Genomic DNA, 13,358 nt, shown 5'->3' on the forward strand with positions numbered 1-13,358 from the left:
TGTGCCGGAGACCAGTCCACCGTTCGTCACAGACCAGGGGAACCGATGACCACGACCGAGCCCATGCCCGTACCAGCACCCGCACCCGCACCCGCACCCGCTACAACCGCACCCGCACACGCCACCACCACGGCCGCCGCCGCCGAGATGTTCGCCCGGGCCGACCGGATGATCGCCGAGCTGGCCGCCGGGGAGCAGCGCTGGGCGCAGACGACCCTGCCCCAGCGGGTGGCGCTGCTCGCCGAGGTGCACGCCGCGGTCGCCGCGCAGGCCGAAGCCTGGGCCACCACCGCCAGTCGCATCAAGGGCCTCGACGCCGACTCCCCGCTCGGGGGCGAGGAATGGATCTCCGGCCCGTACCCGCTGCTCACGGCCGCCGCGACCCTGCAGCAGAGCCTGACCCGCATCAGCCGGGGCACGAGTCCGCTCGCCGGAGCCCGGTTCGGCCGCGCTCCCGGCGGCCGGGTCACCGTGCGGGTCCTCCCGCACACGGCGCACGAGGCGCTGCTGCTGCACGGGTTCACGGCCGAGGTTTGGATGCCGCCGGGCGTCACCGCCGACACCGTGCGTTCCCGGGCCGGTCTGGCCGAACTGCATCCCGAACGCACCGGTGGCATCGGGCTCGTGCTCGGGGCCGGCAACATCACCTCGATCCCGCCGTTGGACGTGCTCTACGAGCTGGTCGCCCACAACCGGGTGGTACTGCTGAAACTGAACCCCGTGCTCGAGGCCATGCTCCCCGTCTACCAGGCGGCCCTCGCGCCCCTGATCGAGCACGGCGTGCTGCGGATCCTGACCGGCGACGGCATCCTGGGCGGCTACCTGGCCCACCACCCGGGGATCGTGCACGTGCACATCACGGGCAGCGCCGCCACCCACGACGTCGTCGTCTACGGCGCCGGGCCGGCCGGCGCCGAGCGGCGGGCCGGGGGGTCTCCGCTCCTCGCCAAGCCCATCACCAGCGAACTCGGCGGAGTCGCCCCCATCATCGTTCTGCCCGGCAACTGGAGCCGCAGGGACCTGCGCTACCAGGCGGAGCATGTCGCCACCCAGCGGCTGCACAACGGGGGCTACAACTGCATCGCCGGGCAGGTCGTCGTCCTCAGCCGAGACTGGGCGCAGAAGGACGCGTTCCTGGTCGAGCTGCGGGCCGCGATCGGCCGCACCCCGGCCCGCCCGGCCTGGTACCCCGGCAGCGACGGCCGCGTCGCCAAGGCCGCCGCCGCCTACCCGGGCGCCGAGCGCCTCGGCGACGGCGGGCGTCTCCTCGTCGTCGTCGGCGCCGGAGACCCGTCGGCCATCACCGCGACCGAGACCTTCTCCCCCGTGCTCGGCGTGATCGAGCTCCCCGGAACCGGGGCCGAGTTCCTGCACGCAGCCGTCGAGACCGTCAACCGGGACTTCCTCGGCACCCTCGGCGCCAATATCATCGCGGAACCGCGCACGATCAAGAGCCTCGGCGCCGGATTCCGGGAGGCCGTGGCCCGGCTCCGCTACGGCACCATCGCCATCAACACCTGGACCGGCCTCGGGTTCCTCACCGCCGCCGCACCCTGGGGAGCCTACCCGGGGCACACCATCGACGACGTGCAGAGCGGGATCGGAATCGTGCACAACGCCCTGCTGATCGATTCCCCCGAGCGCACGGTCGTGAGCGGCCCGTTCCGCCCGTTCCCGCACTCGGTGCTGCACGGCGAGTTCGCCCTGTTCCCGAAGCCGCCGTGGTTCGTCACCTCCCGCAGCGGTGCCGCGACCGGACGCCTCCTGTCCCGGTTCGCCGCGCATCCGTCCTGGCTGCGGATGCCCCGGGTCTTCGCCTCCGCCTTCCGCGCCTGAGCCCGCGCCGCACCCGCTGCCCCCGTCCCACCTGCCCCGCCCACCTGCACATTCGTTTCACCTGCCGCCCATCAAAGGAGATAGCCGTGGTGTTCACCAGTCCGATTCCTGAGGTCGAGATTCCCGACCTCAGCGTGTTCGAGTACCTGTTCGGCGGGATCCTCGAGGCGGACCTCGACCGGGTCGCCCTGATCGACGGCCCGTCCGGCGCCGAGACCAGCTACCGCGGGCTGCTGGCCCAGATCACCGGCGTCGCCGGGGCCCTCTCCGCCCGCGGCATCGTCGCCGGCGACGTCGTGGCACTTCACTCCCCCAATGTGCCCGCGTTCGCCGCCGTCTTCCACGGCATCCTGCGCGCCGGCGCCACGGCCACCACCGTCAACGCGCTGTACACCGCCGAGGAGATCGCCGCCCAGCTGCGCGGTTCCGGGGCGCGGCTGCTGTTCACCGTCTCCCCGCTCCTACCGCAGGCGCTTCAGGCCGCCGCGAGTGCCGGACTCGGCGCCGACCAGGTGATCGTGCTCGACGGCGCGCCCGGCCACGCCTCGCTCAACGACCTGCTGCGGGAGGCACACCCGGCGCCGAGCGTCAGCATCGACCCGGGCACCCACCTGGCCGTGCTGCCGTTCTCCTCCGGCACCACCGGGCACCCCAAGGGGGTCATGCTCACCCACCGCAACCTGGTCGCGAACGTCGCCCAGTCCCTGCCCCTGATCGGCGCGACCCCCGACGACCGGGTGCTGGCCGTGCTGCCCTTCTTCCACATCTACGGCATGACGGTGCTGCTGAACATCGCGCTGGCCGGCCGGGCCGGCCTGGTCACGATGCCGCGGTTCGACCTGCCCGACTTCCTGCGCTTCATCCAGGACTACCAGGCCACCTACGTGTTCATCGCGCCGCCGATCGCGGTGGCCCTGGCGAAGCATCCGCTGGTCGCCGAGTACGACTTCTCAAGCGTGCACACCATCTTCTCCGGGGCCGCCTCACTGAACCACACCCTCGGCGCGGCCGTGGCCGAGCGGCTGGGCTGCCGGGTGCGGCAGGGCTACGGGATGAGCGAAATGAGCCCGGTCTCGCACGCCATCCCGCTGGACCGCGGCGACATCCCGCTGGACTCGGTGGGGCTGACCCTGCCGAACATCGAGTGCAAGCTGATCGACCCGGAGACCGGCGCCGAAATCCACCAGCCGGCCGAGGGCACGAGCGCGCCCGGCGAACTGCTCTGCCGGGGCCCGAACATCATGCTCGGCTACCTCGGCAACGACGCCGCCACCGCCGAGACCCTCGACGCCGACGGTTTCCTGCACACCGGCGACATCGCCACGGTCAGTTCCGACGGCTACGTCACGATCGTCGACCGGCTCAAGGAGCTGATCAAGTACAAGGGCTACCAGGTGGCCCCGGCCGAGCTCGAGGCGCTGCTGCTCGGGCATCCGTTGATCTACGACGCGGCGGTGATCGGCGTGCCGGACGACGCGGGCGAAGAGGTGCCGAAGGCGTTCGTCGTGCTCCAGCCGGATGCCGCGCTCACCGGCGACGAGGTGATGGCGTTCATCGCCGGGCAGGTGGCGCCGCACAAGAAGGTGCGCCGGGTGCAGTTCACCGGTCAGATCCCGAAGTCTTTGTCGGGCAAGATCCTGCGGAAGGACCTGCGCGCCGCGGAAGCCCTGCTCGCCGAGGAAGCACTGTCCACGTCCGACGCCCAGGCCCCCGGGAAGGTGCTCCGGTGAGCCGCGTGAATTCGAACCGGGAGAACCCCGTCGCCGAGACGTTCGACTATGTGATCGTGGGGGCCGGCTCCTCCGGATCCGCCCTCGCCGAGCGCCTCAGCGCCGACGGCACCTCGTCGGTGCTGCTCCTGGAGGCCGGCCCGGTCGACCGGAAAGCGGAGATCCACATCCCCGCGGCCTTCTCCCAGCTGTTCCGCTCCGGCCTCGACTGGAACTACGACACCGTGCCGCAGCCCGCCCTCGGCGGCCGCAGCGTCTACTGGCCGCGCGGCAAGGTGCTCGGCGGTTCCTCGTCGATGAACGCCATGATGTGGGTGCGGGGTTTCGCCGCGGACTACGACCACTGGGGCGACATCGCCGGGCCGGACTGGTCCTGGTCCTCGCTGCTGCCCTATTTCCGCCGGGTCGAGCGGGTCGCCGGGCCGACGGATGCCGCGCACGGCCGCCGCGGTCCCGTGCGGGTGCAGCGGCAGCGCAGCCCGCGGTCCCACACCGGGGCCTTCCTCGCCGCCGCGGCCGAACTGGGCCTCACCGTCGAGGCCGCGAACGCCGCCCAGCCGGACGGGTTCAGCCAGACCATGGTCACCCAGCGCCGCGGCTCCCGGGTCAGCACCGCCGACGCCTACCTCAAACCCGCCCGGAAGCGGCGCAATCTCACGGTCCGCACCGGCGCGCACGCCACCCGGGTGCTGTTCGAGGGCACGCGCGCGATCGGGGTGGAGTACCTGCGCGGCGGCAGCCTGCGCCGGGTGCTGGCCCGCGAGGAGACCGTGCTCTCCGGCGGGGCCGTGAACACGCCCCAGCTGCTGATGCTCTCCGGCATCGGCGACGCCGACCAGCTGCGCCGGCACGGCATCGCGGTTCTCGCCCACGCACCGGAGGTCGGCGCGAACCTGCGCGACCACCTGCTGTCCGGCCTCGTCGCGGAGACCACCCGGGACACGCTCCTCACCGCGCAGAAGCCGGGTGAGATCGCGGCCTACCTGCTGCGCCGCCGGGGCATGCTCACCTCGAACGTGGCCGAGGCCTACGGCTTCATCCGCACCCGCCCCGATCTCACGCTGGCCGACATCGAGATCATCTTCGCCCCGGTCGCCTACGTCGGCGAGGGCCTCGTGCCCACGCCGGCCCACGGGCTGACCGTGGGCGCCATCCTGCTGCAGCCGAAGAGCCACGGGCGTGTCACGCTCGCCTCGGCCGACCCGCTCGAGAAGGCCCTGATCGACCCGCGCTACCTCAGCGACCCCGAGGGAGCCGACCGGGCCACGCTGCTGGCCGGGCTCTCCTGGTGCGAGCGGCTGCTGCAGGCGCCGGCACTGCACGCCGCCACGACCGGGCGGCTGATCATGCCCGTCGACAGCGCCGCGCTGAGCAGCGCCGACCGGCTGGCCCGGGCCCTCGACGACCACGCCCACACGCTGTACCACCCGGTCGGCACGGCCCGGATGGGCGCCGACCCGGCCTCGGTGGTGGACCCGGAGCTGCGCGTGCGCGGCGTCGACGGCCTCCGCGTCGCCGACGCGTCGATCATGCCGATGATCATCCGCGGTCACACCAATGCGCCCGCCATCGTGATCGGCGAGAAGGCGGCCGATCTCCTCCTCGCCGCCCGAGGCCGGTCTCGCCAGGCCTACCCCGCCCGCCGCGACGGCGCCCGCTCCGGTTCCAGTTCCAGTTCCAGTTCCGGTTCCAGTTCCAGTTCCAGTTTCGGTCAGGAGTAGCCGCAGCGACAGTGCCCGTTCCGGTCGAGAGTGACCGGCGGAACGGGCACTCTCGACCGGAAAGGTAACAGCGGCGAGGCTGCTTAGCCGGGGGCTGCTTAGCCGGGGCTGCTTACCAGCGCGGGTGGATCTGGTCGCGCAGCATCCGGTCGTAGATGTCCTGCACGCCCTCGTGGAACGCGAGGCTCAGCTCGGGGACCGAGCCGGCGGCGGCGTTGCCCTGCGCCTGTTGCACCGACCGGGCGCCGGGGATGACGGCGCTGACGCCGTCGATCTGGGCCACCCAGGCCAGCGCGGCCTGGGCCGGAGACAGGCCTTCGGGCACCAGGGCCGCGAACTCGGCCGCGGCCTTCAGGCCGGTCTCGTAGTCGACGCCCGAGAACGTCTCGCCCACGTCGAAGGCGCTGCCGTCCCGGTTGTAGTTGCGGTGGTCGTTGGCCGCGAACGTGGTCTCGCGGGTGTACTTGCCGGTGAGCAGGCCGCTCGCCAGCGGGACCCGGGCGATGATGCCGACGCCGGCGGCGCGCGCGGCGGGCACGACGGCATCCAGCGGCTTGAGCCGGAACGCGTTCAGAATGATCTGCACGGTGGCCAGTCCCGGCCGCTCGATCGCGGCGAGCGCCTGGTCGCAGGTCTCGACGCTGACCCCGTAGGCGGCGATCGCGCCCTCGGCGACGAGGGTGTCGAGGGCGTCGTAGACCAGATCGGACTCGACGACGTCGGTGGGCGGGCAGTGCAGCTGCACCAGGTGCAGGGTGTCCATCCCGAGGTTCGTGCGGGACCGGTCCGTCCAGGCCCGGAAGTTGGCCAGCGAGTAGTTCTCGGCCAGCTGGTCGACCCGGCGCCCCATCTTGGTGGCCACCGTGAGGGTGTCCTCGGCGCTGCTGCCGGCGAGGAAGCGCCCGATGATCTGCTCGCTGCGGCCGTCGCCGTAGACGTCGGCGGTGTCGAAGATCGTGACGCCCGCGTCGACGGATGCCGCGAGCACCGCGGTAGCGTCGGCCTCCGACACGTCACCCCAGTCCGCTCCCAGTTGCCAGGTGCCCAACCCGATCACGGAGACGGTTCGGCCGGTTCTTCCCAATGTGCGTGTGTCCATTCCCTCAGCCTAATCACCGGGGCCGGGACTGCGGACGGACGCGGCGGGCGCGGCCGGTTCCGACTGGTCGATCACCCCGACCAGCGCCCGGGCCAGGCGCGGCCGGATGAGGTGGTCGTTGGCGTCGACGCGGTGCATGGTGACGTGGCGCATCCGCTCGATCACCGTCATGCTGCCCGCGGCGAGGAACGCGTCGAGGGTGCCGTAGACCACGTCTACGGGCAACTGAAGACTCGCGATGTCGCTGACCAGGGTCTGGTTCTCGATGCAGTTCTCCAGCGATTTCACGAACGGCGTCCAGTTGCGCTCGGTGAGTTCGAAGATGCCTCGGGGCAGGAGCCGGGTGATGATCGCCGCGTTGGCGAGGGTGAACTCCTTGTTCAGCCGGAGGAAATCATAGGCGCGCAGGTAGGCGCTCACCCTGGCCCGCACCCAGCGGTCACCGATCTCGGCCGGAGACAGGTACACCGGCGGCCCCACCAGCACCACCCGGGACACCCGGGTGCGGCGGGACGACCGGGTGCGGGGCAGCGCCGCGAAGCGGGCCACGATCAGGCTGCCAAGGGAATGTCCCACCAGCATGAAAGGCTCCCGCAGCTTCAGCGAGCGGATCGTGGCGGCGAGCGCGTCGACGTGGTCTTCGAGCCGGTACTCGCAGCCGTCGGGGGCCGGCGACTTCCCGAAGCCGAGGATGTCCAGAGCGATCACGCGGTGGCTCCGCACGAGCAGCGGCACCACTTCGCGGAACGTCTCCGACGACGACGCGATGCCGTGCACCAGGATCACGACCGGGCCGCTCCCCTCATCCGTCGCGACGTGCAGGAGCGGCGGGCGGCGGGATCGGAGCCGTTCGGTCAGGTCCGCCCACCAGGTCATGGTTCAAGTATGGTCGGGTCGGGCGGCAACCATCGAGACTGGATCGTGATTTACGTCCGGACACCAGCACCGAGCGCAGCCTTACAGTGAGGCCATGAAGCGTTTCTCCCTGACGTGCGCGGTCGTCCTCACCGCCCTCCTCCTGGCCGGATGTACCGCGCCGGGCGCTTCAACCGGCTCCGCCCCGTCGAGCGAGGGATCCGGCTCGTCCGACCAGTCCGACCAGTCCGGCCAGACGGATCAGTCCGGCAAATCGATTCAACCCGGTGACGCCGTGGCCCCGGAGGGCAGCACGGGCAATGTCACCTCGGAGAACCGGGACGTGATCACCACCGGGTCCGTGTCCATCACCGTGGACGACCCGATCAAGTCCGCCCAGGCTGCCGTCACCATCACGGAGCAGGCCGGCGGCCGGATCGACAGCCGCACCGAGAACCCGGCCACCGACAACCAGCCGGCCAGCGCCAACCTCGCCCTGCGCATCCCGTCCGACGAGCTAGACCGCACCCTCGCCGAGCTGAAAAAACTCGGCACGGTGAATTTCGTGTCGCTCAATGCCTCGGATATCACCCAGCAGACCAAGGACCTCGATGCGCGCATCACGTCGCTGCAGACATCCGTCGATCGCCTTCTCACCCTGATGCAACAGGCCACCAGCACCACCGACCTGATCGCGATCGAGAGCGCCCTGGCCAGCCGGCAGAGCGAGCTCGAGGGCCTGCAGTCCCAGCGCGACTACCTCGCCGATCAGGTGGATTTCTCGACCATCAGCCTCGACCTGTACTCGACCGGCACGGTCGCCCCCGGCTCCCCTGACGACTTCTGGACCGGGATCCTGGCCGGCTGGAACGCCCTCGTTGCTGCCCTGGCCGCCGCGATGGTGGGCGTCGGCTTCGCCCTGCCGTGGCTGCTGGCCCTGTCCCTCGTCGCCGCGATCGTCGGCCTCGTCGTCTGGTTGTCCACGCGGAGGCGCAAGGCCGATTAGGCCGGAGGTTAGGCTGGAGTACGTGATTACGCCCGCCAGCCCTTCCCCCCTCGGCGACGAGCTCCTCCTGCGCATCCGGTCCCGCGCCGCCGGCCACGACCGGGACAACACCTTCCCCACCGACGATCTGGCCGACCTGACCGCGGCCGGTTACCTCCGAGCCCTGGTTCCGGTCGAATTCGGCGGCCTCGGCCGCAGCCTGAACGAGGTGGCTCGCGACCAGATCCGGCTCGCCGCCCATGCCCCGGCCACGGCCCTCGCCGTCAACATGCACCTGGTCTGGACCGGCGTGGCCCGCACCCTGCACGCCCGCGGCGACGACTCGCTCGCGTTCGTGCTGCACGGCGCCGCCGCCTGCGAGGTCTTCGGGTTCGGTGTGAGCGAACCAGGCAACGACCTGGTGCTGTCCGGGTCGATCACCGCGGCCTCGCCGCAGGCCGACGGTGGCTACCGGTTCACCGGCACCAAGATCTTCACGACCCTCTCCCCCGCCTGGACCCGGCTGGGCACCATGGGCCTGGACACCGAGTCCCCCGACGCGCCGAAAATCGTGTGGGCCTTCATCGACCGCACCGACCCGGGAGTCAGCCAGAAGGACGACTGGGACACCCTGGGGATGCGGGCCAGCCAGAGCCGCAGCACCGTGCTCAGCGAGGCCTCCGCCCGCCCCGACCGGGTCTTCCGCCGCCTCGACCCGGGGCCCAACCCGGACCCCCTGCTCTTCGCGATCTTCGCCAACTTCGAGATCCTGCTGGCCGCGGTCTACACCGGCATCGGCCGGCGCGCGGTCGAACTGGCCGTGGATGCCGCCGGGCGGCGCACCTCGCTGAAGAACGACGGCCGCACTCTGGCGCAGGACCCCGACATCCGCTGGCGGGTTGCGGATGCCGCGATGCTGATGGATGGCCTGTACCCGCAGGTCGACGCCCTCGCCCACGACGTGGACGCCGGCGTCGATCGCGGCCGGCAGTGGTTCCCCCTCCTGTCCGGGCTCAAGCACCGCGCCACCGAGACGGCCCGGCAGGTCGTCGACCAGGCCCTGCGGGTCAGCGGAGGTTCGTCCTACTTCGCCGGCAACGAGCTGGGCCGGTTGTACCGCGATGTGCTCGCCGGGATCTTCCACCCCTCCGACGCGGAATCCGCACACGCCACCGTGGCCGCGGCCTGGCTGGGCCCGCTCGATGTCTGACGTCACGCGCGCGATCAATGTCTTCGACAGCGCCGCCTACACCCGCTCGGTCCTCGACCTCACCATGCGGCTCGCGGAGGTCATCTTCGCGGCCGGCGCCGGCGCGGAGGACGCCACCGCCGCGATGGAGGCGATCACCCGCGCCTACGGGCTGCGGGGAACCGAGGCCAATGTCACCCACACGATCATCGCCCTCACCTACGAGGACCCGGCCACTCACGAGTCGGTCACCCGCAGCCGAAACGTCAAGTACCGTTCGCTGAACTACAGCAAGCTGACGGCGACGAGTGAGCTGATCGCCGAAATCCTCGATTCGCCACCGGATGTCGCCGAAGCCCGCAAACGGCTGGCCACCATCGTCAGCGCCAAACCCCAGGTGCCCGCGCTGTTCCGCCGCCTGGGCTGGAGCCTCGTCGGTGCCGGCGCCGGCGCGCTGATCGGCGGCGGGCCGGTGGTCTACATCGCCGCCTTCGTCGCCACCTTCTTCATCGACCTGATCACGGCGTCCCTGGAGCGGCGGCAGGTTCCCGTGTTCTACCAAAACGTGGTCGGCGGGGCGATCGGGCCGATCGTCGCGGCGATCGTGGCGCAGATCGACCCCTCGGCGAACCCGTCTCTGGTGGTCATCGCGACCATCATCATGCTTCTCGCCGGCGTCACCACCTTCGGCGCCGTGCACGACACCCTGTCCGGCTTCTACCTGACCGGGACCGCCCGCATGCTGGAGGCGCTGCTGATCACCGGCGGACTCGTCACGGGTGTGGCGGGCGGGTCGCTGCTGCTGGCCCGGTTCGGGCTGCAGTTGCAGGTCGACGCGAACCTGGCGCCGACCCTGGCCGATCTGCCGGTGCTGCTGACGGCATCCGTGGTGATCGTGATGGGGTTCGCCCTCGGCGTGCAGGTGCCCTGGCGGGCATTCTGGGTGGTCTGCCTGCTCGGCGCCGTCGCCGAGTTCTTCTATCTGGCCGGGGCGAGCGCCGGTTTCGGCCTGGTCTGGTCCTCGGCGATGAGCGCCGTGGGCGTCGGGCTGCTGGCCGCGATCGCGGCGCGGATCGTGCGCACTCCCCCGCTGGTGATCGTGGTGTCGGCCCTGGTGCCCCTGGTGCCGGGCCTGATCCTGTTCCGCGGCCTGCTGGAACTGTCCGACGGCAACATCGACGGCTTGCTCAGCATGCTCACCGCCGGCGCCGTGGCCGCGGCGCTGGCCGCCGGCGCCATCCTCGCGCAGTACGTGGTGCAGTTCGTCTGGGGTCCCGCCCGCAGGCTGCAGCGCCGGTTCGTCGGCCCGCTGATGGCGTTGCCGGTGCGGCTCGGCCGCGGTCCGGGCAAACGGATCTAGCCGGTCGGGGATGCCCGCCTAGTTGGGGACATCCGCTTCGCCCTTCTCGTCGTGCACGTCTTCGTCGAAACGGTAGGCAATCGGCTCATCGGTCACCCGGCCGATCTTGAAGCGACGTCGGGTGGTCACCCCGTCCTCCTCGATCTGGAGGACGACCTCCTGCTGGTACTTCCCATCGACGTATTCGAGTTCCCGCGGCGTGCCGGCCGCGATCACGTTGGGGCCGAAGAAGATTGCCTGGTAGGTGGCCTTGTCGCTCATCTTGAGTTCCTCTCTGCGGGGTGGAGCCGACACCGGCGGAGCGGCCCGCTCGGGTGCAGCCTACGACGGGGCCGCGAAGTTGCACAGGGGCCGGGTTCCGGCGGAACTGGAAGGTGCCCTTTCGCGGTAACCCGCGTAGGGTCGAAGTCACGGTGCCGCTGGGGCTCGGTTCGAAGGAGTACACATGGCTGACAAATCACCCAAGAAGGACGCATCCAAAAAGGTTGCCGGCAAGTCCTTGAAGGAGAAGCGTGCCGACAAGCACGCCAAGGCGAACGAAACGACCGAGAAGGCACGCAAGGCCTAGGGTCGCCTCCACGATTAAACTCAGGGTGTTGCCGCGGATGCCGCGGCAACACCCTTTTTCGTCCCGTCGTCCCGAAAGGACCTGCCGATGACCCTTCCCTCCCTGGACACCCGGGTGGACTACCCGGCCGGGTTGACCCGTCTCACCGCGACCGTGCTGCACGTCGAACCGCGTGCCGAGGGGCTGGTCACTGGACTGGTCGCCGTGTTGCTCGACGCCACCCCCGTGCACCCGGTGGATGCCGGCTGGCCTGATCAGGGGCCAGACCGGGCCGTGCTGCGCGCCGCGGCAGCCGAGTTGCCGGTGGTGGACTGTGTGGTCGGAGCGACGGACGGGACGGCGCTGTATCTGGGCCGGGACATCCCGGTGCAGAAGGGAACGGCCGGGTGGGCGTTCGTCGTGGTGCATCTGCTGTCGGGCGATGCCGCACCGGCCGAGGGGCAGATCGTCGAGGTCGAGGTCGACGCCGACTACCGCACCCGGATGTCCGCGGGCCACACCGCGTGCCACCTCGCCGCGCTCGGCCTGAACCTGGCTCTGGCCGACCGCTGGAAGAAGGAGGTGCGCGCCGACGCGCTCGGCAACCCCGACTTCGACGGCACCGCGATCGATGTGTCCCTGATCGGGGAGAACCAATCGGTCGACACCTACCGGCTCGGCAAGTCCCTGCGCAAGAAGGGGTTCATCACCGAGGGCCTGGCCGAGGCGCTGCCCGAGATCCAGGGCGCCCTGAACGCGACGCTGGCCGAGTGGGTGGCCACGGGCGCGAGCGTGCACATCGACGCTGACGGCCCGCTGCTCACCGACCGCCGGTACTGGGTCTGCGACCTGCCGGGACAGAGCGCGCGGATCCCCTGCGGCGGCACCCACGTCTCCTCCCTGGCCGAGCTCGGGGCCGTGCGCGTGGCGCTGTCCACCGCCGACGTGGAGGGCACGACCGTGCTCACGATGGCGACGTTCGTCGGCTGACCAGGAGCCGGCCGCGTCAAACCAATTCGACGGAGATACTGCTCTAAAAACACGCTTTTGCCCCGTTTGGGACGGACTTGGGCAGAATCTCCGTCGAATTCGTTACGACTGCGATCCGGCACGACCCGGAAAACAAAAATGCCCGGCTGGCCAGGGAACCTGGCTTGCCGGGCATTTCAATCGGTGGAGCTAAGGAGATTCGAACTCCTGACCTTCTCATTGCGAACGAGACGCGCTACCAACTGCGCCATAGCCCCTAACCGCTTATGCAGAATATCACGCGCGGCCGATGACTTTTGCCGCCGGGCCGTCAACGGCAGGAAAAGCCCGGAATGATTCGGCTGATCAGCCGACGGCGCGACGCCGACGCAGCACGGCGTCGAGATCGCTCATGCCGGGCGCGGTCTCCCCGACGACACCCATCGACGCGAACCTGCTGGTCGCGGCCGCGGGGGCCGCAACGGGGGCCGCAGCCGCCGACGGCCGTCTGAGCGGGGTGGCGGCCACGACCAGCTGGGCGGCCCTCCGGGCCACCTCGGCTTCGGCAGCGGCCTTGCGCAGTTCCGCTGCGGCCTCCACGGAGGCCATCGCGGTCTGGGCGACGGAGCCGCGCGAGAGATGCATCGGCAGCGGCAGCGGATGCGGCGTCCAGCTGTGGGCCGCGACCGGTGTTTCCTCGAGCTGCACGGGCTCGAACGTCTGCCCGACCCGCGACGCGGTGGCGGATTCGCCGGTTCCGACCCCGGCGGCGTGCCCCTCGTGGGCGCGCCGAGCGGTGCGGGCCAGGCGCGACAGGGCGCCGAAGGCGAGGGCAGCCAGGACGAGGCCGCTGACCAGGACCGCCCCGGTTCCGCCGGCGGCGAGGGCGAAGGCGCCGGAGACGAACAGGACCACTCCGGTCAGAAGGAACAGGGAGGTCACTGCGCGCACGCGGCGCAGGCGGCTCGCTTTGCCGGCCGCACCGGAAGCGGCGGGCCTGGCGAGCGCGGAACGGCCTGCAGCGGCCTGGGCCACGGCCGCACGCTCCGTCGCGGAACGGGCCGCGG

At 70.9% G+C, this 13,358-nt stretch carries 11 protein-coding genes, 1 tRNA gene and 1 pseudogene; 8 read left to right on the forward strand and 5 right to left on the reverse strand.

The window, feature by feature from the left end; translation table 11 throughout:
* Nucleotides 1-45: 45 nt before the first annotated feature.
* The 3 genes from E3T37_RS07025 (at nt 46) to E3T37_RS07035 (ending at nt 5,287) form a co-directional block, all read left to right on the forward strand.
* Nucleotides 46-1,836: an aldehyde dehydrogenase family protein gene (locus E3T37_RS07025; RefSeq protein WP_241975729.1), complete on the forward strand. Its 1,791-nt coding sequence runs from the start codon at nt 46-48 to the stop codon at nt 1,834-1,836.
* A gap of 89 nt (nt 1,837-1,925) precedes the next feature.
* On the forward strand, nt 1,926-3,566 hold the full coding sequence (locus tag E3T37_RS07030) for an AMP-binding protein (RefSeq protein ID WP_198415996.1): 1,641 nt from the start codon (nt 1,926-1,928) through the stop codon (nt 3,564-3,566).
* Complete coding sequence (locus E3T37_RS07035) at nt 3,563-5,287, forward strand: GMC family oxidoreductase (protein ID WP_241994545.1); 1,725 nt, start codon at nt 3,563-3,565, stop codon at nt 5,285-5,287. Before E3T37_RS07030 ends, E3T37_RS07035 begins: the two co-directional genes overlap by 4 nt.
* 112 nt (nt 5,288-5,399) lie before the next feature.
* Here E3T37_RS07035 and E3T37_RS07040 read toward each other — a convergent pair whose 3' ends face one another.
* Both E3T37_RS07040 and E3T37_RS07045 read right to left on the reverse strand, forming a co-directional pair.
* Nucleotides 5,400-6,386, reverse strand: a complete 987-nt coding sequence (locus tag E3T37_RS07040) for an aldo/keto reductase (protein WP_134366094.1) — start codon at nt 6,384-6,386, stop codon at nt 5,400-5,402.
* Between the two features lie 9 nt (nt 6,387-6,395).
* A complete protein-coding gene (locus E3T37_RS07045; RefSeq protein ID WP_134366095.1) occupies nt 6,396-7,262 on the reverse strand; it encodes an alpha/beta hydrolase in 867 nt (288 codons plus the stop codon).
* 94 nt (nt 7,263-7,356) lie between these two features.
* Between E3T37_RS07045 and E3T37_RS07050 the strand changes: the two genes are divergently transcribed.
* The 3 genes from E3T37_RS07050 to E3T37_RS07060 are packed head-to-tail and all read left to right on the forward strand — an operon-like array spanning nt 7,357 to nt 10,775.
* Nucleotides 7,357-8,247 (forward strand): DUF4349 domain-containing protein, encoded by an 891-nt coding sequence (locus E3T37_RS07050; protein WP_134366096.1) that lies wholly within the window; start codon nt 7,357-7,359, stop codon nt 8,245-8,247.
* Between the two features lie 22 nt (nt 8,248-8,269).
* Nucleotides 8,270-9,436 (forward strand): acyl-CoA dehydrogenase family protein, encoded by a 1,167-nt coding sequence (locus tag E3T37_RS07055; protein ID WP_370261312.1) that lies wholly within the window; start codon nt 8,270-8,272, stop codon nt 9,434-9,436.
* Nucleotides 9,429-10,775 carry a threonine/serine exporter ThrE family protein gene (locus E3T37_RS07060; RefSeq protein WP_160141078.1) on the forward strand — a complete coding sequence of 449 codons (1,347 nt, stop codon included), beginning with the start codon at nt 9,429-9,431 and terminating at the stop codon, nt 10,773-10,775. Before E3T37_RS07055 ends, E3T37_RS07060 begins: the two co-directional genes overlap by 8 nt.
* A gap of 18 nt (nt 10,776-10,793) precedes the next feature.
* Here E3T37_RS07060 and E3T37_RS07065 read toward each other — a convergent pair whose 3' ends face one another.
* On the reverse strand, nt 10,794-11,036 hold the full coding sequence (locus E3T37_RS07065) for a hypothetical protein (protein WP_134366098.1): 243 nt from the start codon (nt 11,034-11,036) through the stop codon (nt 10,794-10,796).
* A 184-nt stretch (nt 11,037-11,220) separates the two neighbouring features.
* Between E3T37_RS07065 and E3T37_RS17620 the strand changes: the two genes are divergently transcribed.
* Both E3T37_RS17620 and E3T37_RS07070 read left to right on the forward strand, forming a co-directional pair.
* Complete coding sequence (locus E3T37_RS17620; RefSeq protein ID WP_255408599.1) at nt 11,221-11,343, forward strand: hypothetical protein; 123 nt, start codon at nt 11,221-11,223, stop codon at nt 11,341-11,343.
* A gap of 87 nt (nt 11,344-11,430) precedes the next feature.
* Nucleotides 11,431-12,312 (forward strand): metal-dependent hydrolase, encoded by an 882-nt coding sequence (locus E3T37_RS07070; RefSeq protein ID WP_134366099.1) that lies wholly within the window; start codon nt 11,431-11,433, stop codon nt 12,310-12,312.
* Between the two features lie 184 nt (nt 12,313-12,496).
* Here the strand turns inward: E3T37_RS07070 and E3T37_RS07075 are convergent.
* Nucleotides 12,497-12,569, reverse strand: a tRNA-Ala gene (locus tag E3T37_RS07075).
* Nucleotides 12,570-12,657: 88 nt separating this feature from the next.
* A pseudogene (locus E3T37_RS16770) lies at nt 12,658-13,358 on the reverse strand (hypothetical protein); the annotation flags it as partial.

The sequence above is a fragment of the Cryobacterium sp. TMT2-10 genome (assembly GCF_004403075.1).
GTDB classification, from domain to species: Bacteria; Actinomycetota; Actinomycetes; order Actinomycetales; family Microbacteriaceae; genus Cryobacterium; species Cryobacterium shii.